The sequence below is a fragment of the Enterobacter sp. 940_PEND genome (assembly GCF_001059415.1).
GTDB lineage: Bacteria > Pseudomonadota > Gammaproteobacteria > Enterobacterales > Enterobacteriaceae > Enterobacter > Enterobacter cloacae_M.
Window position 1 is genome coordinate 1 of the sequence record NZ_JUMS01000137.1, and the last position, 17,814, is coordinate 17,814.

Sequence of the window (17,814 nt, forward strand, 5' to 3'; positions counted from 1 at the left end):
AATAAGCCGAAGGTACCGCGTAGCGGCGATTTACCGCCGGGAGCCCGGGTAGCCAGGGTGGTGGCGACTGAGCCACCCTGGCACGTTCACGGGTATTGTCTTTACAGAGTAGCAAGGAACATAAAGTGAACGGAATGACTACCAGAGCCGTATGCTTCCCCTCACCCCAGCCCTCTCCCTCAAGGGAGAGGGGGTCGTCAGTGCAGACAATATTTGGTGGGGATCCCTCAGCCCAAAGGGAGAGGGAGTACAATTCGACCAAAATTTAACCTTGAAACCGTCAACGCATTACCGCTATCCTTAACGTGTTAACTTTCTCGCGCTGGAGCGCCCCCCAAAAATGAACAAACACGACTGATGAATTTCGATCCTTGCTAAACGCCACCGCGTCGGCAGGGGATGTTTTGATTTCATTCAGGAGTGCTTATGGCTCATTTTGCGCAGTCCCCTTCTTTTATTTTGCATCAGGTCACCTGTCAGTTTCCGACGGGCGATACCCTTTTTGGTCCGCTGAATCTCACGCTGGAACCCTCCCTGTGCGCGCTGGTTGGCCGCAACGGCAGCGGGAAAACGCGTCTGCTGCGTCTGCTGGCGGGGCTGGACGAACCGGCTTCCGGTCATATTGAACGCTTTGGCTCGCATGCCTGGGTGGCGCAGCAGCACGTCATTTCGCCGCAGACGACGCTTGCTGAACTGCTCGGGTATGACGCGATTTTTGCGGCGCGTAAGCGCATCGACAGCGGCGATTATCAGCCTGACGATCTGGAGCTGCTTGACGGCCGCTGGGATGTTGCCGAGCGCCTGAGCGAGGCGTTTATCAATGCGCAGCTCCCACCGTTTGATCCGGATAAACCCGCCGGCGAACTCAGCGGCGGCGAGCGCATTCGCGCCCTGCTGTGCGGGGCGTTTACGGCTGAAGCCGATTTCATGCTGCTGGACGAGCCCACTAACCATCTGGACCGACAGGGCCGGGCGTGGTTCTACGACCAGCTCCATCGTTTTCAGGGCGGCGTGCTGGTAGCCTCCCATGACCGCGAACTTCTGGAGCAGGTGCCGCGTATCCTTGAGCTGAGCGCCTCGGGCCTGCGCAGCTACGGCGGGAATTATGCGGATTATCAAACCCAGCGCGATGCCGAACAGCAGGCGGCCCGCGCGGCGCTGGAACATGCGGCAACCGAGCGCAAACGCACCCGGGTACGCATGCAAAAAGAGCATGACGATAGCCAGCGGCGGTCGGCAAAGACGTTACGCACCGTCGATACCCTGAATATCGCGTCGTTCGAGCGGGTCAAATATAAAGGCGCGGCAAAGGAGCGGATCGGCTCCTGGAAAAAACAGCACAGCGAGCAAAATGAAGCCCTGAACGCCGCGGTAAATAAGGCGCGTGAACGCGTTGAGGAAGATAACCCGGTAATGTTCACCCTGCCGGGGAGTCAGATCCCGGAGGGGAAGCAGGTGCTGGTGCTGGAGGATCTGGTGCTGCCGCATGTGCCTGTTCCTCCGCTCAACTTGCGAATGGACGGACCGATGCGCGTGGCGTTAAAGGGACCGAACGGCTGCGGCAAATCGACGCTGTTAAAAACCCTCCTCGGCGAGATTGCTCCCCGTTCGGGTACCTGTAGGGTTTCCGTCAGCTGCGCTTATCTCGACCAGCATCTGTCCCGGCTCGATCTTTCGCAGTCGGTCATGACGCATCTCAACCTAAGTCATACGCCTCTGGAAGAGGGGGTATTGCGAACCCGTCTGGCGCAGCTTCAACTGGGTGCCGACAAAGCTACGCTCCCCCTGGCGGAGCTCAGCGGCGGCGAGCGTCTTAAGGCCGCCCTGGCCTGCGTGCTGTGGCGCGCGGAGGCCACCCAGCTTCTGCTGCTGGATGAACCTACCAACCATCTGGATTTGGCCTCGGTCCAGGCCATTGAAGCGGCGCTGGCCGGTTTCCCCGGAGCTCTGCTGGTGGTATCACACGACGAGGCTTTTTTAAGAGGCTTAACGTTAACGCATGAGTGGGTATGGGAAGAGGCGGGCTGGCGTTGCGAGAGCCTTTAAAACACAAGCCCCCGCAGAGGCGGGGGCATTCAATCTTCACTACGCTATCTGTTTGCTGAGTGCAGGGTTGGCCTGAATCAGGCGCATCAGCCTTAACTCGGTTGGGGTGGGTTTCTCACGTTTTGACTCCCACTCCTGCACCATAGCCACGCTGACACCCATCGCTCTGGCGAATTCTTCGGTTTTCAGTCCTGTCCCTTTGCGCAATTGCTCATATTCTGTAAAGGGATTGGATTTTTGTTGCAGGCTAATCGTCTGCGGTACGTCTTTAAAAATGATCTGTTCCAGACTGCTCAGCAGCTCAAACTCAGGATCTTTATATTCCATTGAGGACTCCTCTTAAATCTCACATCGTGATCAAGAACATCAGAGAGCCAGTTAAGAATAGTCCCTAATACGAACCCAGGATCGTCACGGGTGTGATTAATCGTGCGATAACGATCGCTTTACCCGATTCAGCGATATGGATAGTTATGCTAATTACCTGATTATTCATATGTCGGCTTCGGCAGGTATTTTTTTGTAAATGGTAAGAAATAAATCGGCAATAGCCGTTTTGCATGAAAAGAGTATCTTGCAAGGCTGACCTGGACTATCCTTGTCAGCGTCGGGCACGCGTGTGCCGGTGTGCGCTTTTTTGGGTGAAAGGAGTAATAAAATGGCGACAGGAAAGTCCTGCTCTCGCTGGTTTGCGCCTATTGCGGCGTTGTTGATGGTTGTTAGCCTGAGTGGGTGTTTTGATAAAGAAGGCGATCAGCGCAAAGCGTTTATCGATTTTCTGCAGAATACAGTGATGCGCAGCGGCGAGCGGTTGCCGACGCTGACTGCGGATCAGAAAAAACAGTTTGGCCCCTTCGTGTCCGATTACGCCATTCTTTATGGTTATTCACAGCAGGTGAGCCAGGCGATGGATTCCGGTATCCGCCCGGTAGTGGATAGCGTGAACGCCATTCGCGTTCCGCAGGATTATATGACGCAGCGTGAACCGCTTCGCCAGTCCAACGGTGCGCTTGGCGTGCTGAGCCAGCAGTTGCAGAATGCGAAAATGCAGGCTGACGCGTCACGTTCTGCGCTGAAGCAGGGTGACGATCTCAAACCTGTCTTCGACAAAGTGTACGAGAAAGTGGTGACGAAACCGTCTGAAGCGCTGCAACCGCTGATTCCGGCCGCGCAAATCTTCACGCAGCAGCTGGTTCAGGTGGGCGACTTTATTGCCCAGCAGGATACTCAGGTGAGCTTCGTTGCCAACGGCATTCAGTTCCCGACCTCGCAGCAGGCAAGCCAGTACAATACGCTGATTGGGCCGCTGGCCTCCCAGCATCAGGCCTTTAGCCAGGCCTGGAGTGCCGCCGTCACGGCCACAGAATAAACCGAAAAAACCCCGCTCCCGGCGGGGTTTTTTTATGCTTATGGAAAATAACGCTTGTCATTCTTCTACCACATCGGTATAACTATCCCCGTCGGTTTGTTACACAGACCTAAAGCAGTTTAGTAAAGCAGTCCAGATTGTTATCCATAGATACCCTTCGTTGTGACCCTTCCTTCATCGCTTAAAAATCTGTAACGCAATCCATCAAGCCGGAAGGCTCAATATATTTGTTAATAAGGTAATTTCTATGTCTGCTAAAATGACTGGTCTGGTAAAATGGTTCAACGCTGATAAAGGTTTCGGCTTCATCACTCCTGACGATGGCTCTAAAGACGTGTTCGTACACTTCTCTGCTATCCAGAACGATGGCTACAAATCTCTGGACGAAGGTCAGAAAGTTTCCTTCACCATCGAAAGCGGCGCTAAAGGCCCAGCAGCTGGTAACGTTGTAAGCCTGTAAGCTTCCAACCCAGTAGCACAAAATTCAAAAACCCGCCTTCTGGCGGGTTTTTTCGTTTCTATCGTTGCACCTGCGGGTTCACGCAGTTTATCTCCACCTTTCCGCTTAGGGCGGCGATAAGGTTATCGACCGCAGTGGCCGCCATGTTGTAGCGCGTCTCATGGGTGGCTGAGCCGATGTGGGGCAGGGCGACGACGTTTGGCATTGCCAGCAGCGGGGAATCCACCGGCAGCGGCTCCTGTTCAAATACGTCCAGACCTGCGGCATGGATCTCACCGTTCTGCAGAGCTTCAATCAGCGCCTTCTCATCCACCACCGGGCCGCGACCCGCGTTGATGAAAATGGCGGATTTCTTCATTTTTTCAAACGCCTCTTTACCTATCAGATGACGGGTTTCGTCCGTCAGCGGCAGAACCAGGCAGACAAAATCGGCTTCCTCCAGCAGGGTATCCAGCTCGCAGTAGCGGGCGTTGAAGCGTTCTTCGGCTTCACTGTGATGGCGACGCGCGTTATACAGAATCGGCATGTTAAAACCAAAATGCGCGCGCTGCGCCAGTGCCAGCCCGATACGCCCCATGCCAACAATGCCCAGCGTTTTGCCGTTAACGTCCACGCCGAACCAGTCCGGTCCAATGCTTTTTGTCCATTCGCCCGCTTTGACGCGCTCGGCTACTTCCACTACACGACGTGCCGTGGTGAGTACCAGCGCCATCAGCGTATCGGCCACGGTTTCCGTCAGGGCATGTGGCGTATGCATCAGCAGGATCTTGCGGGCGTTAAGGGCATCCACATCGAAATTGTCGTAACCCACGGAAACGGTAGAGGTAGCACGAAGCTTCGGCATTTTCTCCAGCAGGGCGACATCCACTTTCTCGCTTGAACCCAGCAGGCCTTCGGCGCTGGCGAACGCTTCTGCGTGCTGCGCCACGGTTTCCGGGCTCAGGTTCTTCACCTGCGTGACGGTGAAGTGTTCTTCAAGGCGTTTCTGCAGATCTTCCGGCAGTGCTTTGTACAAAATGACGGACGGCTTCATGCTAATCTCCGTTGATTTTTAAGGATTCAGGCGTGGCGTGCGCCGACAGGGTGTTGTTGATTATTAGCAGGCTTAACAATCAGAGTAAGCCACACGGAGGCGAAAAGCGCCACCCCCATAAAGATGTACGATGCGGACGGGCTGCCGGTGGCACCGTTCAGGTAGCCGACGAACCATGAGCCGCAGAACGACCCCAGCGCACCCATGCTGTTAATCAGCGCCATCGCGCCACCCGCGACGTTACGCGGCAGCATTTCCGGGATGATGGCAAAGAATGGACCATACGGGGCATACATGGCGGCACCGGCGACCACCAGCAGGGTATAAGAGGCCCAGAAGTGATTTGCACCCACGGCCCACGAGCCGATAAAGGCAAAAGCAGCGATCAGCAGCAGCGGCCAGACAAACAATTTTCGGTTCTGCAGCTTGTCCGACGCCCAGGAGACGACGATCATGGCGATGGTCGCGGCCAGATACGGTACGGAAGAGAGCCAGCCCACTTCTACCATGCCGAGGTTCTCGCCGCCGCTGCGGATAATCGACGGCAGCCACAGCACAAAACCGTATACGCCAATGCTCCAGGTAAAATACTGCGCGCAGAGCAGGATCACGTTGCGCGAGCGGAAGGCTTCACCGTAGTTGCGTACCGCCTTCAGACCTTGCTGTTCTTTATCCAGCTGCGCCTGCAGCGCCGCTTTTTCGTCTTCGGAAAGCCATTTCGCCTGGGCTGGTTTATCTTTTACCAGTACCCACCAGCAGAATGCCCAGATCACTGCCGGGACCCCTTCGATGATAAACATTTCGCGCCAGCCGAAGGACTGGATCAGGTAGCCAGACACAACCGACATCCACAGTACCGTGACCGGGTTACCGAGGATCAGGAAGGTATTCGCGCGCGAGCGTTCGGATTTGGTAAACCAGTTGCTGATGTAGATCAGCATCGCCGGCATGACCGCCGCCTCAACGACGCCGAGGATAAAGCGAATGGCGGCCAGGGCAGGAATATTGTTCACCACGCCGGTCAGTGATGCGCAGGCGCCCCACAGGATCAGACAGACGAAGATCAGCTTACGCACGCTGCGGCGTTCTGCATAAATCGCGCCCGGGATCTGGAAGAAGAAGTAGCCCAGGAAGAAAAGGGCACCCAGCAGGGAGGAGATACCTTTGGTGATCCCAAGGTCCTCTGTTATCCCCGCTGCGGACGCGAAGCTGAAGTTGGCACGGTCAAGGTACGCCAGGCTGTACGTGATAAACACGATTGGCATGATGTACCACCAGCGTTTTACTGCATTGGTCGAACTGTTCATAGGCTTGCCTCTGTTGTTGAGGTTGTTACCGCCGTTGTCTGTAGGGTACACGGTGGCTTAATTATTTGGTGTGGCTTGCTGCCCTCACCCTGGCCCTCTCTCACAGGGAGAGGGAATTTAAATGCCGAGCTCTGCTCGCGTTGGTAATCCTTCGCTGTCGCCCTGCACCTGAATGGCCAGCGAGCCAATCTTGTTGCCCCGCGCCACGGCCTGCGGCAGCGTTTTGCCTTCCAGCAGGGCGCTAATCACGCCCACGGCAAAACCGTCGCCCGCGCCGACGGTGTCGACAACGTTCTCAACCTTCACCGCCGCGACCGCGCCCTGTTGGCCGTCAGCCGTCTTAAACCATGCGCCATCGGCGCCGGTCTTCAGCACCACCGCTTTTACCCCTTTATTCAGGTAGAAATCGGCAATGCCTTCCGGCGTGCTTTTGCCGGTCAGGGTCATCCCTTCTTTCAGGCCCGGCAGAACCCAGTCCGCCTGGAACGCCAGACGGTTGAGCTTCTCGACCATTTCCGCTTCGCTTTTCCACAGCACCGGGCGCAGGTTTGGATCGAAAGAGATCGTTTTTCCCCTGGCTTTCAGCGTGGCTGCCGCGTGATCCAGCAGCTCATACGAGGTGGCGGATAGTGCTGCCGCCACGCCGCTCAGGTGCAGATGGCGCGCAGAGGCGAAATAGTCGGCGTGATAGTCTTCTACAGAGAGGTGGCTTGCCGCCGATCCTTTACGAAAATACTCCACGATGGGATCGGTTCCATTTTCGACTTTAGATTTAAGCTGAAAGCCGGTAGGGAAGCGTCCATCGAGGGTGACGCCTGCGGCATCAATTCCCTCTTTTTTCAGCGAGTCGAGAACGAAATGGCCAAAGCTGTCGTCCCCCACGCGGCTGACCCAGCCGACGTTCAGGCCGAGACGCGCCAGGCCGGTTGCGACGTTCAGCTCTGCGCCTGCCACGCGCTTGATAAAGTGCTCCACCGCGCTCAGCTCACCCGTTTCAGTGGCGACAAACATCGCCATGGCTTCGCCGATCGTGATGACATCCAGCGTCTTGTGCATGTTTTACTCCTCGCGCAGCAGGTTGACGTAATGGCGGGTAACGGCGGTTAAATCCGTCCCTTCCAGCGGGAACTCGATACCGCGCGGGGCATCGGCAGGCAACTGGCCGAGCAGATCCAGCCAGCGCGCATCGGCGTGGTCTGGCGCCACGGCGCGGAAGTTATCTTTGTGCGGCACGGCCGCTTTCACGTGGATATAGCTCACCGCAGGGGCCAGATGACGCGCGGCCTCTTCAGGCGAATCGCCAACCCACAGCCAGTTGCCCATATCGAAGGTCAGCGTGACGGGTAAGGCCATTTCCCGACAGGCGGTCTGGAAGCGCTGCATGGGCGCGAGCTGTCCGCAGTCGGTCTGATCGTTCTCCACGACCAGCGCCATGCCGCTTGCGTTCAGCAGGGTACGCAGGGCGTCGAGAGGCTGCGCGTCGCGGAAATGGCCCAGGGAAACCTTCAGCCACAGGGCGTTCAGGGTGCTGGCCTCAGAGAGATAGCGGGTCAGGTCCGGGTTGAGGGTGCCGTCAGGCATAAACAGGGCGGCGGGGGCGGAGTAGCACGCCAGCAGGCCGAGCAGCTCAATGGATTCTCCCAGCGCAGGCAGCGCCAGTAGCTCTTCGCTGTTGAACAATTCCCGGCGGATCTCCACGCCGTCTGCCCCCGCGCCTGCAATCACTGGAAGCATTGCCCGCTGACCGCCCGCCTGTCGCACCTGTTCCGCACCGTACGCGGCGGTGACCACCATAATTTTCCTGCCCATCTTCGGACTCCATCGCAACATATCAATACTATTACGCTAGATGGAACCGGTTCCAAAGAAAAGGTCAGGATGTCGAATTTATGATCGGTATCACAAGGGAAAATTAACGCGCCGTGGAGCCGCGAACGATCAGCTCGCCGGAGAAGACCTGCTCGCGAACGGCATCGCTGGTGCCTTCAATACGACGAACCACTTGTTCAACAGCAGCATAGCCAATCTGCCAGGTGGGCTGTTTGAGGGTCGTAATGCCGACGCCTGCCAGCTCCGCCCACTCCAGTTCATCAAACCCCAGCAGACCGATATCGCTGCCCCAGTGCAGGCCAATGCGCTTGAGCGAGCGGGCGACCTGAAGCGTCAGCGCCCCGTTGGCGGAGATAACGGCTTTGCGCATGCCGCGATGGCGCGTGTGGAACTGGCGCAGGGTGTTATCGAGCTGGTCAGCTTCGTGAAGCGGCGTTTCGGCATTTTCGGCGATCACGCCGGGATATCGCTCCAGCGTGGTGCGAAATGCGCTCAGGCGCTCGCGACGGGTATTGACCATCCCTAACGGTTCACTCAGAAACAGAATGGCCTCGAAGCCCTGTTCGATCAGATGTTCGGTGGCGGTAGTGGCTGCCTGGGTGTTATCCAGACCGACCACATCGCAGGCAAATTCCGGGATTTTACGGTCGATGAGGACCATAGGCAGAGAGGACTGCTGCAGGCGGTTTAAACCCTCTTCCCGCATGCCCACCGCGTTCACCACAATCCCTTCGACCTGATAGCTGCGCAGCAGATCGAGGTAATGCAGCTCCTGGTCAACTTCGTTGTTGGTATTACAGACCAGCGGCGTGAACCCCTTCTCGCGACAGGCGGCTTCAATACCGCTGAGCACGTTAACGGAATAGGGGTTGGTGATATCGGCGATGATAAGCCCGATAAGGCGGGTGCGGCCGCGTTTGAGCCCGCGCGCCATGAGGCTGGGACGGTAGTCGAGATCGGCAATGGCCTGTTCAATACGCGCCAGCAATGCGTCGGACAGCAGGTGTTTCTCGCCGTTAAGGTAGCGTGAAATACTGGTTTTACCGGTTTTGGCGGCTTTCGCCACGTCGCTGATGGTGGCCCGGGCTGGTTTGCTCATCGCTGATTTCCCTGAATTTAGTGAGAATACCTTAGCGGGAAAATCAGACGAATCAAGTAATTTGCCCGGTGGCGCTGCGCTTACCGGAGGTTGCGGTCTGGTGCCCTCACCCCAGCCCTCTCCCACGGGAGAGGGTGCAACCGCTAAAAACGGCAACGAGCGTTGCCGTTTTGCTTTTACCTACTGAATTGGGCTTAACGTAATCTCAACGCGGCGGTTCTGCGCTTTGCCTTCCGCCGTGCTGTTGCTGGCGATAGGGTTGGCAGGGCCCATGCCGCTGGTGCGGATACGGTTCGCTTCAACACCCTGGGTAATCAGCGAGCTGGCCACGGAATCGGCGCGCTGCTGAGACAGACGCATGTTCAGATCCTGGCTGCCGGTACTGTCGGTATAGCCAATCACGTTAACGGCGGTTTTATTGTACTCTTTCAGCACCATCGCCACGCCGGTCAGGGTGTTTGCGCCTGCTGGTTTCAGCGTTGCGCTGCTGCTATCGAAGGTCACGTTGTTCGGCATATTCAGGATGATGTTATCGCCGCTGCGCGTCACGCTCACGCCGGTTCCCTTCATTTTGTCGCGCAGCTTCGCTTCCTGCACGTCCATGTAATAGCCAACGCCGCCGCCCAGCGCCGCGCCCGCCGCTGCGCCAATCAGCGCGCCTTTGCCGCGGTCTTTCTTGGAGGAGGAGAGCGCCCCAACGCCTGCGCCGACCAGCGAGCCGATACCCGCGCCAATGCCGGATTTACCCGCTTCACGCTCACCGGTGTAAGGGTTAGTTGTGCAGCCAGAAACAGCCAGTGCACCGCTCACCAGAGCGGCAATAACGAGTACGCGTTTTTTCATCTTCTTTCCTTAATCCTTTTTATTCTTTGCCACGGCGAGCGTGGCAGTTGATTATGACGTCCAGATACGGAGAAAATTCCGGGTATAACTCTGAAATTTGTGACAAACCATAAACTGCCTCAGAAAGAAGGCCGTAAACCTGCACGCAACCAGGAGCGCACGCTTGAGCACCTCAACGAAAACCATTCTGACCGCCGCCCACTGGGGGCCGATGCTGGTCGAAACCGATGGCGAAAATGTTCTGTCGTCCCGCGGGGCACTGCCAACCCAACATCCCAACTCGTTACAGACCGTCGTTCGCGATCAGGTGCACAGCAAAACGCGCGTGCGTTGGCCGATGGTGCGTAAAGGTTTTCTGGCCTCGCCGGATAAGCCACAGGGGATTCGCGGTCAGGATGAGTTTGTTCGCGTGAGCTGGGATGACGCGCTGGCGCTGATCCACGCCCAGCACAAGCGCATTCGCGACAGCTATGGTCCGTCGTCCATTTTCGCCGGGTCGTACGGCTGGCGTTCTAACGGCGTGCTGCACAAGGCCTCGACGCTGCTGCAGCGTTACATGAGCCTGGCGGGAGGCTATACCGGCCATCTGGGGGATTACTCCACCGGCGCGGCGCAGGCGATCATGCCGTACGTCGTGGGGGGGAACGAAGTGTACCAGCAGCAGACCAGCTGGCCGCTGGTGCTGGCACATACCGACGTGGTGGTGCTCTGGAGCGCTAACCCCCTCAACACGCTGAAAATTGCCTGGAACGCCAGCGACGAGCAGGGCATCGGGTATTTCGACGCGCTGCGCAAAAGCGGAAAGCGCATCATCTGCATTGACCCGATGCGCTCTGAAACCATGGATTTCTTCGGCGACAGCGCCGAGTGGATTGCCCCTCATATGGGCACCGACGTGGCGATGATGCTGGGGATTGCCCATACGCTGGTAGAAAACGGCTGGCACGATGTTGAATTCCTGACGCGCTGTACCACCGGCTTCGATAAATTCGCCCACTACCTGACGGGCCAATCCGATGGGGTAGCAAAAACGGCAGAGTGGGCCGCAGAAATTTGTGGCGTTCCTGCGGACAAACTCCGCGAACTGGCGGCGTTGTTCCATAAAAATACCACCATGTTAATGTCCGGCTGGGGAATGCAGCGCCAGCAGTTTGGCGAGCAAAAACACTGGATGCTGGTCACCCTTGCCGCAATGCTTGGGCAGATCGGCACGCCGGGCGGGGGTTTTGGTCTCTCCTATCACTTTGCGAACGGCGGTAACCCAACGCGTAAAGCGGCGGTGCTGGCGTCACTGCAAGGCTCGGTGCAGGGCGGCGTGGATGCCGTGGATAAAATCCCGGTGGCGCGTATTGTTGAAGCCCTGGAAAACCCGGGCGGTTTTTATCAGCACAACGGTCTGGACCGCCACTTCCCGGACATTAAATTTGTCTGGTGGGCGGGCGGATCGAACTTCACGCACCATCAGGATACCAACCGCCTGATACGCGCCTGGCAAAAGCCGGAGCTGGTGGTGATTTCCGAGTGCTTCTGGACCGGCTCGGCTAAGCATGCAGATATCGTGCTGCCGGCGACCACCTCGTTTGAGCGTAACGATCTCACCATGACCGGCGACTACAGCAACCAGCATATGGTCCCGATGAAGCGCGTTGTGGCCCCGCGCGATGAGGCGCGTGATGATTTTGACGTGTTTGCTGAACTGAGCGAGCTGTGGGAAGCGGGCGGTCGCGAGCGTTTTACCGAGGGGAAAAGCGATCTGCAATGGCTGGAGAGCTTCTACCAGATTGCCGGACAGCGCGGCGCGGCGCAGGGCGTGACGCTTCCGCCATTTGCTGAATTCTGGGAGGCGAACCAGCTCGTCGAGATGCCGGAGAGCGAACAGAACGCGAAGTTTGTCCGTTTTGCCGATTTCCGCCGCGACCCGGAGAGCCACCCGCTGAAAACCGAGAGTGGAAAGATCGTGATCTATAGCGAGCGTATCTCCAGCTTTGGCTATGCCGACTGCCCGCCACACCCTATGTGGCTCGAGCCGGACGAGTGGCACGGCAACGCCCAGCCGGAACAGCTGCAGGTGTTGTCTGCGCATCCCGCTCACCGTCTGCACAGCCAGCTTAACTATACCTCCCTGCGCGAGCAGTATGCGGTCGCCGGGCGAGAGCCGATCACGCTGAATACCCTTGATGCGAAAGCCCGCGGGATCGCGGACGGCGACGTGGTGCGCGTCTGGAACTCGCGCGGGCAGGTGCTGGCAGGGGCAGTGGTGAGCGACGGGATTAAACCGGGCGTGATCTGCATTCATCAGGGCGCATGGCCCGACCTTGAGCCCGCCGAGGGAGGGATCTGTAAAAACGGGGCGGTTAACGTGCTGACCAAAGATCTCCCCAGCTCGAAACTGGGGAATGGCTGCGCAGGGAACACGGCGCTGGCCTGGGTAGAGAAATATCAGGGACCCGAGCTTACCTTAACGGCGTTTGATCCGCCTGCCAGCTCATGATCCACGTCGGGTGCTGGGTATCATCCTGCCAGGCGCTGTCTTCAATGCGAAAGCCCTGAGCATGGTAGAAATTCACCGCCCGCACATTTTTCTGATATACCTCCAGCGTTAAATGCGGGAAGCGCTGTTGAACATGGTTCAGCAGCGCGCGCCCGATGCCTTTCCCTATGCATGACGGTGCGACAAACAGCGCGCCGACAAACTGAGACTGCATCACGCTGATAAATCCGCAAGGTTCGCCATCCTCTTCCCAGACCCAGGTTTCCGCCGACGGAAGGTAAACGTCCCGCACCATGGCCTCGTTCTCTTTCCAGTAACCCGGCTCGATAAACGGATGCGCTTCCGTGGTGCTTTCAAGCCACAGGCTCAGAAGCGGCGCGGTATTCTCACTTTGCCATTTGCGGATCATGATGGCCTCCCGGATGACAGAAGCAGCCGGTAACGTGGTCGTTGACCAGGCCACAGGCCTGCATAAAGGCGTAGCAGATGGTGGAGCCGACAAACTTAAAGCCGCGTTTTTTCAGGGCTTTCGAGAGCGCATCCGAGGCCGGGGTGGAGGCCGGGATTTCCGCGAGCGTAGCGGCCTGGGTGACCTGCGGATCGTTGTTCACAAACGTCCAGACAAACTCTGAGAACGATTCACCGTTTTGTTCCATTGCCAGATAAGCGCGTGCATTACCGATGATGGCCTGGATCTTACCGCGATGGCGGATGATGCCCGCGTCCTGCACCAGTCGTTCCACGTCCTCATCGGTCATGGCGGCGACGGCAACAGGATCGAACTGGTGGAAGGCGTTGCGGTAGTTTTCGCGTTTTTTCAGTACCGTAATCCACGACAGCCCCGCCTGCTGGCCCTCCAGGCAGATCATCTCAAAGAGTTTTTTGCCATCCGTTTCCGGCACGCCCCATTCCCGATCGTGATAGTCGATATAAAGCTGATCCTGGCTTACCCAACCGCAACGTTCCATCCGTCATCTCCCTTATTACTACTGATTTCGCAAAATTTTCATTCTGACTGGCTTGACGTGTTTACTATAAAGACAATAGTTAATACAAGGTCTATAAGTTCTTCCTGAATAACGACAAATATCGCCGAATTCGGCTCTCTCTGGGGTCGCGTTGATGATGATAAAAAAAATCAGTGGTCGCCATGCTGCTTCTGGCCTGGTGGGAATTTCAGCCTGCCTGTTTTTTTGTAATACAGCGTCTGCCTGGCAACAGGAATATATCGTTTCAGATGCCCAAAATAATACGGCGGAACGCTATACATGGGATGCGGATCACCAACCGCGTTATGAGGATATTCTGGCTGAGCGTATTCAGTCTTCGCAGAACGCGCCGGGACTTGCCCTGAATATACCGTCTGGCAGAACGACGGAGGGGGCAATGAGCGTGGGCTGGAATTTTCCCGTTTCAGCACGTATCACCACCGGCCCGGTGGTGGCGTGGCGATACGACGGCACGGCGCCCATGATGATCAACGAGTTTGGTGATAGCGCGTCGACGCAGGCAATCACCGACCCGCTCTGGCATGCCAGCGTCAGCACGCTGGGGTGGCGCGTGAATACCCAGTACGGCGATCTTCATCCCTGGGCGCAGATTAGCTATAACCAGCAGTTTGGTGAAAACCAGTGGAAATCGCAGTTTGGCATGCCGCAAACGCCAGCCCCTGCCCAAAGCGGTAGCTGGATGGACGTCACCGTGGGAACGGATATTCCCTTTAACACGTACATGGCGGCCTATGCGTCGCTGGCTCAGGGGGAGCACACCACCACCGGTGAGGAGTTTTTATACACTCTCGGCGTTAGCGCGAAATTCTAGAGTTGTTACTTTTTTAAACGTTACGATAACATCTCGAATACAATAACCACGGGCTTTACAGCGATAGCAGATACTAACATGCTGTCGCTTTATTCCCGGGCCAGGCCATTCATTCCCGATTCCAGGCATTTCATTCCGTTCAGCCTGCATTTCATGCCGTTTTACCCCAGGCGTTTTAAGGTTTTGTTTATCGTTGTCCTCAGCGAACTTCCTTAATTTCTCTTGCAGGACAACTGCCATGAACACATCAACCTATAACCGCACGCGCTGGCTCACGCTCTTTGGCACCATCGTCACTCAGTTTGCATTGGGATCGGTCTATACCTGGAGCCTGTTCAACAGCGCGCTTTCCGACAAACTCGGCGCGCCGGTCAGCCAGGTCGCGTTCTCCTTTGGTTTGCTGAGCCTGGGTCTGGCGATTTCGTCTTCCGTCGCGGGCAAGCTGCAGGAGCGTTTTGGCGTGAAGCGCGTGACCATGGCGTCCGGCATTCTGCTGGGTCTGGGCTTTTTCCTGACGGCGCATTCCAGCAACCTGATGATGCTGTGGCTGAGCGCCGGCGTGCTGGTGGGTCTGGCCGATGGCGCAGGTTACCTGCTGACGCTGTCGAACTGCGTGAAGTGGTTCCCGGAGCGTAAAGGCTTAATCTCCGCGTTCGCCATCGGTTCTTATGGCCTGGGCAGCCTCGGGTTCAAATTTATCGACGCCCACCTGCTGGCGTCCGTTGGCCTCGAAAAAACTTTTATGATCTGGGGCGCAATCGTGCTGGTGATGATTCTGTTCGGCGCCACGCTGATGAAAGATGCGCCGCAGCAGGAAGTGAAATCCGTTAACGGCGTGGTGGAGAACGACTTCACTCTCGCGCAGTCCATGCGTAAGCCGCAGTACTGGATGCTGGCGGTAATGTTCCTGACTGCCTGCATGAGCGGTCTGTATGTTATCGGCGTGGCGAAGGATATCGCGCAGGGCATGGTGAAGCTGGATGCGGCCACGGCGGCAAATGCGGTGACGGTCATCTCCATTGCCAACCTCTCCGGTCGTCTGGTGCTCGGTATTCTGTCTGACAAAATTGCCCGCATCCGCGTGATTACGATTGGGCAGGTGGTTTCGCTGGTCGGTATGGCGGCGCTGCTGTTCGCTCCGCTGAATGAAGCCACCTTCTTTGCGGCGATTGCCTGCGTGGCCTTTAACTTCGGTGGCACTATTACCGTCTTCCCGTCACTGGTGAGCGAGTTCTTTGGCCTGAACAATCTGGCGAAAAACTACGGCGTTATCTATCTGGGCTTCGGGATCGGCAGTATCTGCGGCTCGCTGATTGCCTCCCTGTTCGGCGGATTCTACGTGACCTTCTGCGTCATATTTGCCTTGCTGATTATCTCGCTGGCGCTCTCGACCACGATTCGCCAGCCGCAGCGCGAAGTATTCAAAGAAGCGCATGCGTAAGCGGTATGAAAGAGGCCTCCGTGGCCTCTTTTTTCTTTATGCGAGACGCTTCCCGTCTCGATATTTTGTAAAAATTTACACCGATCACACTCTCTGCTGCCACTTTTCTCTCCCGCTGTGGTCTACTTACCGCGCTTGTAGACGTTTCTCATAACGCTTCCTTACGCATTTACTTACTCTGTCCGCTTTCTCTTTGAGATTCGACGGGTCTTTATACCCCTTCCCCCAGGGTTGTTTGCATGAAATACATTAGGTCTCTTACCCAGCAAAGATTGTGTCTGATGCTGGCTGTCTATATCGGATTATTTCTGAATGGCGCGGTACTGTTCAGAAGAGTGGAAGGGTATGTTGAAAACCTTACCCTAAGTAATGGTATATTTGCCGCAATAGAAGTATTCGGCTCCGTTCTCGCGACCTTCTTCCTCTTACGCCTCCTGTCCCTTTTTGGTCGACGTACCTGGCAAATTTTGGCCTCGCTGGTGGTGATTATTTCCGCCGCCGCAAGCTATTACATGACCTTTATGAACGTGGTCATTGGTTACGGTATCGTTGCCTCGGTGATGACCACGGATATCGACCTCTCGAAAGAGGTGGTAGGGAAAGGCTTTATCGTCTGGACGGTTTTAGCCTGTCTGATCCCGCTGTTCTTTATCTGGAGCAATACGTGCCGCTATACGCTGTTACGCCAGCTGCGCACCCGTGGACAGCGGATCCGCAATATCGTCGTCGTCCTGCTGGCCGGTCTGCTGGTGTGGGCGCCTATCCGCCTGATGGAAACGCAGCAAAAACGCGTCGAAAAAGCGACGGGCGTGGATATGCCAAGCTATGGCGGCGTGGTGGCAAACTCGTATTTGCCATCTAACTGGCTGTCAGCGTTAGGGCTGTATGCCTGGGCGCAGGCGGACGAATCCAGTGATGTGAAATCGCTGATCAATCCAACGAAACAATTCACCTACCAGCCGCCAGCCGACGGGATTGATGATACGTACGTCGTCTTTGTCATAGGCGAAACGACGCGCTGGGATCATATGGGTATTCTCGGCTATAACCGGGATACCACGCCAAAGCTGGCGCAGGAGAAAAACCTGGTGGCTTACCGTGGCTACTCCTGCGATACCGCAACCAAGCTCTCGCTGCGCTGCATGTTTGTGCGTGAAGGCGGTGCAAGTGATAACCCGCAACGCACGCTGAAAGAGCAGAACGTGTTTGCCGTGCTGAAGCAGTTTGGATTTAGCTCTGACCTGTTCGCCATGCAAAGTGAGATGTGGTTCTACACCAACACGCTGGCAGATAACATCGCGTACCGCGAGCAGATTGGCGCCGAACCGCGTAACCGCGGCAAAAACGTCGACGACATGCTGCTGCTGGAAGAGATGTCCCAGTCCCTCAAGAACCATCCGCAGGGTAAGCATCTGGTTATTCTGCATACCAAAGGGTCGCATTACAGCTACTACCAGCGCTACACGCGTGATTTCGCGAAGTGGCAGCCTGAGTGCGTGGGCATTAATAAAGACTGCAGCAAGCAGGAGCTGATCAACGCCTACGACAACTCGGTGCTGTACGTGGATACCTTCCTGAGCCGGGTGATCGACCAGCTGCGCGATAAAAAAGCGATTGTGATTTACGCGGCAGATCACGGTGAATCCATCAATGAGAAAGAGCATCTGCACGGTACGCCGCGCAAGCTGGCACCGCCGGAACAGTTCCGCGTGCCGATGATCATGTGGATGTCGGATAAGTATCTTGAAAATCCGGAGAAGGCGAAGATGTTTGCTCAGCTGAAAAAAGAGGCGGAGATGAAGGTGCCGCGTCGCCACGTTGAGCTGTACGACACCATTATGGGTTGTCTCGGTTATACCTCACCGAACGGTGGGATTAACGAAAACAACAACTGGTGTAAACTCCCTGATAACAGCGTAAAAGCCGCGCAGTAGCTGCTCTGGCGAGAATATCGCCAGTTGAATGGCTTTTTGAAAATAAGGGATTGACGGGGGCGCACCTCAGCAGTAAGATGCGCTCCGCATTCGGCGAGTAGCGCAGCTTGGTAGCGCAACTGGTTTGGGACCAGTGGGTC

16 protein-coding genes are annotated in these 17,814 nt (G+C 56.6%); 7 read left to right on the forward strand and 9 right to left on the reverse strand.

The features are described 5' to 3' along the window. The first annotated feature begins 426 nt into the window (after nucleotides 1-426). The gene (locus ADJ24_RS19845) at nucleotides 427-2,046 is read left to right on the forward strand and encodes an ABC-F family ATP-binding cassette domain-containing protein (RefSeq protein ID WP_023309947.1); all 1,620 of its coding nucleotides are present in this window, start codon (nucleotides 427-429) and stop codon (nucleotides 2,044-2,046) included. A gap of 39 nt (nucleotides 2,047-2,085) precedes the next feature. Here ADJ24_RS19845 and ADJ24_RS19850 read toward each other — a convergent pair whose 3' ends face one another. Further along, nucleotides 2,086-2,373 (reverse strand): HTH-type transcriptional regulator, encoded by a 288-nt coding sequence (locus tag ADJ24_RS19850; RefSeq protein ID WP_023309948.1) that lies wholly within the window; start codon nucleotides 2,371-2,373, stop codon nucleotides 2,086-2,088. 331 nt (nucleotides 2,374-2,704) lie between these two features. On the opposite strand from ADJ24_RS19850, the gene ADJ24_RS19855 reads away from it, so the two are divergent. Both ADJ24_RS19855 and cspE read left to right on the forward strand, forming a co-directional pair. Then, nucleotides 2,705-3,415 carry a DUF3053 domain-containing protein gene (locus ADJ24_RS19855; protein ID WP_023309949.1) on the forward strand — a complete coding sequence of 237 codons (711 nt, stop codon included), beginning with the start codon at nucleotides 2,705-2,707 and terminating at the stop codon, nucleotides 3,413-3,415. 247 nt (nucleotides 3,416-3,662) lie between these two features. Further along, complete coding sequence (gene cspE, locus ADJ24_RS19860) at nucleotides 3,663-3,875, forward strand: transcription antiterminator/RNA stability regulator CspE (protein ID WP_003860775.1); 213 nt, start codon at nucleotides 3,663-3,665, stop codon at nucleotides 3,873-3,875. Between the two features lie 58 nt (nucleotides 3,876-3,933). Here cspE and ghrB read toward each other — a convergent pair whose 3' ends face one another. From ghrB to ADJ24_RS19890, 6 genes are all read right to left on the reverse strand, one after another. Then, nucleotides 3,934-4,908 carry a glyoxylate/hydroxypyruvate reductase GhrB gene (ghrB, locus tag ADJ24_RS19865; RefSeq protein ID WP_023309950.1) on the reverse strand — a complete coding sequence of 325 codons (975 nt, stop codon included), beginning with the start codon at nucleotides 4,906-4,908 and terminating at the stop codon, nucleotides 3,934-3,936. Nucleotides 4,909-4,934: 26 nt separating this feature from the next. Next, nucleotides 4,935-6,215, reverse strand: coding sequence for an MFS transporter (locus ADJ24_RS19870; RefSeq protein ID WP_023309951.1), 1,281 nt, complete (start codon nucleotides 6,213-6,215; stop codon nucleotides 4,935-4,937). A 117-nt stretch (nucleotides 6,216-6,332) separates the two neighbouring features. Further along, nucleotides 6,333-7,271 (reverse strand): sugar kinase, encoded by a 939-nt coding sequence (locus tag ADJ24_RS19875; RefSeq protein ID WP_023309952.1) that lies wholly within the window; start codon nucleotides 7,269-7,271, stop codon nucleotides 6,333-6,335. Between the two features lie 3 nt (nucleotides 7,272-7,274). Then, a complete protein-coding gene (locus tag ADJ24_RS19880; RefSeq protein WP_023309953.1) occupies nucleotides 7,275-8,024 on the reverse strand; it encodes a sugar phosphate isomerase/epimerase family protein in 750 nt (249 codons plus the stop codon). A 103-nt stretch (nucleotides 8,025-8,127) separates the two neighbouring features. Then, on the reverse strand, nucleotides 8,128-9,144 hold the full coding sequence (locus tag ADJ24_RS19885) for a LacI family DNA-binding transcriptional regulator (RefSeq protein WP_023309954.1): 1,017 nt from the start codon (nucleotides 9,142-9,144) through the stop codon (nucleotides 8,128-8,130). 180 nt (nucleotides 9,145-9,324) lie between these two features. Continuing rightward, on the reverse strand, nucleotides 9,325-9,987 hold the full coding sequence (locus ADJ24_RS19890; RefSeq protein ID WP_008502762.1) for an OmpA family lipoprotein: 663 nt from the start codon (nucleotides 9,985-9,987) through the stop codon (nucleotides 9,325-9,327). Nucleotides 9,988-10,198: 211 nt separating this feature from the next. Here ADJ24_RS19890 and ADJ24_RS19895 point away from each other — a divergent pair, with 211 nt between their 5' ends. Further along, entirely contained in the window at nucleotides 10,199-12,478 is a 2,280-nt protein-coding gene (locus tag ADJ24_RS19895) for a molybdopterin guanine dinucleotide-containing S/N-oxide reductase (protein ID WP_048703478.1), read from the forward strand. On the opposite strand, the gene ADJ24_RS19900 is transcribed toward ADJ24_RS19895, so the two are convergent. After that, nucleotides 12,441-12,887, reverse strand: a complete 447-nt coding sequence (locus tag ADJ24_RS19900) for an N-acetyltransferase (RefSeq protein ID WP_023309956.1) — start codon at nucleotides 12,885-12,887, stop codon at nucleotides 12,441-12,443. The two genes, ADJ24_RS19895 and ADJ24_RS19900, sit on opposite strands and share 38 nt — an antisense overlap. Continuing rightward, nucleotides 12,865-13,446: a DNA-3-methyladenine glycosylase I gene (gene tag / locus ADJ24_RS19905; protein ID WP_023309957.1), complete on the reverse strand. Its 582-nt coding sequence runs from the start codon at nucleotides 13,444-13,446 to the stop codon at nucleotides 12,865-12,867. Before tag ends, ADJ24_RS19900 begins: the two co-directional genes overlap by 23 nt. A 154-nt stretch (nucleotides 13,447-13,600) precedes the next feature. On the opposite strand from tag, the gene ADJ24_RS19910 reads away from it, so the two are divergent. From ADJ24_RS19910 to eptB, 3 genes are all read left to right on the forward strand, one after another. Then, nucleotides 13,601-14,299 carry an autotransporter domain-containing protein gene (locus ADJ24_RS19910; RefSeq protein WP_032667999.1) on the forward strand — a complete coding sequence of 233 codons (699 nt, stop codon included), beginning with the start codon at nucleotides 13,601-13,603 and terminating at the stop codon, nucleotides 14,297-14,299. 238 nt (nucleotides 14,300-14,537) lie between these two features. Then, the gene (locus ADJ24_RS19915; RefSeq protein WP_023309959.1) at nucleotides 14,538-15,740 is read left to right on the forward strand and encodes an L-lactate MFS transporter; all 1,203 of its coding nucleotides are present in this window, start codon (nucleotides 14,538-14,540) and stop codon (nucleotides 15,738-15,740) included. A 239-nt stretch (nucleotides 15,741-15,979) separates the two neighbouring features. After that, complete coding sequence (gene eptB / locus ADJ24_RS19920; RefSeq protein WP_023309960.1) at nucleotides 15,980-17,674, forward strand: kdo(2)-lipid A phosphoethanolamine 7''-transferase; 1,695 nt, start codon at nucleotides 15,980-15,982, stop codon at nucleotides 17,672-17,674. Nucleotides 17,675-17,814: the final 140 nt, after the last annotated feature.

Bases quoted from the DNA above. Each gene is read 5' to 3' on its own strand.
- ADJ24_RS19915 (WP_023309959.1), top strand. From the start codon at position 14,538: ATGAACACATCAACCTATAACCGCACGCGCTGGCTCACGCTCTTTGGC.
- cspE (WP_003860775.1), top strand. From the start codon at position 3,663: ATGTCTGCTAAAATGACTGGTCTGGTAAAATGGTTCAACGCTGATAAA.
- ADJ24_RS19890 (WP_008502762.1), bottom strand. From the start codon at position 9,987: ATGAAAAAACGCGTACTCGTTATTGCCGCTCTGGTGAGCGGTGCACTG.
- eptB (WP_023309960.1), top strand. From the start codon at position 15,980: ATGAAATACATTAGGTCTCTTACCCAGCAAAGATTGTGTCTGATGCTG.
- ghrB (WP_023309950.1), bottom strand. From the start codon at position 4,908: ATGAAGCCGTCCGTCATTTTGTACAAAGCACTGCCGGAAGATCTGCAG.
- ADJ24_RS19845 (WP_023309947.1), top strand. From the start codon at position 427: ATGGCTCATTTTGCGCAGTCCCCTTCTTTTATTTTGCATCAGGTCACC.
- ADJ24_RS19875 (WP_023309952.1), bottom strand. From the start codon at position 7,271: ATGCACAAGACGCTGGATGTCATCACGATCGGCGAAGCCATGGCGATG.
- ADJ24_RS19910 (WP_032667999.1), top strand. From the start codon at position 13,601: ATGATGATAAAAAAAATCAGTGGTCGCCATGCTGCTTCTGGCCTGGTG.
- tag (WP_023309957.1), bottom strand. From the start codon at position 13,446: ATGGAACGTTGCGGTTGGGTAAGCCAGGATCAGCTTTATATCGACTAT.
- ADJ24_RS19870 (WP_023309951.1), bottom strand. From the start codon at position 6,215: ATGAACAGTTCGACCAATGCAGTAAAACGCTGGTGGTACATCATGCCA.
- ADJ24_RS19850 (WP_023309948.1), bottom strand. From the start codon at position 2,373: ATGGAATATAAAGATCCTGAGTTTGAGCTGCTGAGCAGTCTGGAACAG.
- ADJ24_RS19895 (WP_048703478.1), top strand. From the start codon at position 10,199: ATGCTGGTCGAAACCGATGGCGAAAATGTTCTGTCGTCCCGCGGGGCA.
- ADJ24_RS19885 (WP_023309954.1), bottom strand. From the start codon at position 9,144: ATGAGCAAACCAGCCCGGGCCACCATCAGCGACGTGGCGAAAGCCGCC.
- ADJ24_RS19880 (WP_023309953.1), bottom strand. From the start codon at position 8,024: ATGGGCAGGAAAATTATGGTGGTCACCGCCGCGTACGGTGCGGAACAG.
- ADJ24_RS19900 (WP_023309956.1), bottom strand. From the start codon at position 12,887: ATGATCCGCAAATGGCAAAGTGAGAATACCGCGCCGCTTCTGAGCCTG.
- ADJ24_RS19855 (WP_023309949.1), top strand. From the start codon at position 2,705: ATGGCGACAGGAAAGTCCTGCTCTCGCTGGTTTGCGCCTATTGCGGCG.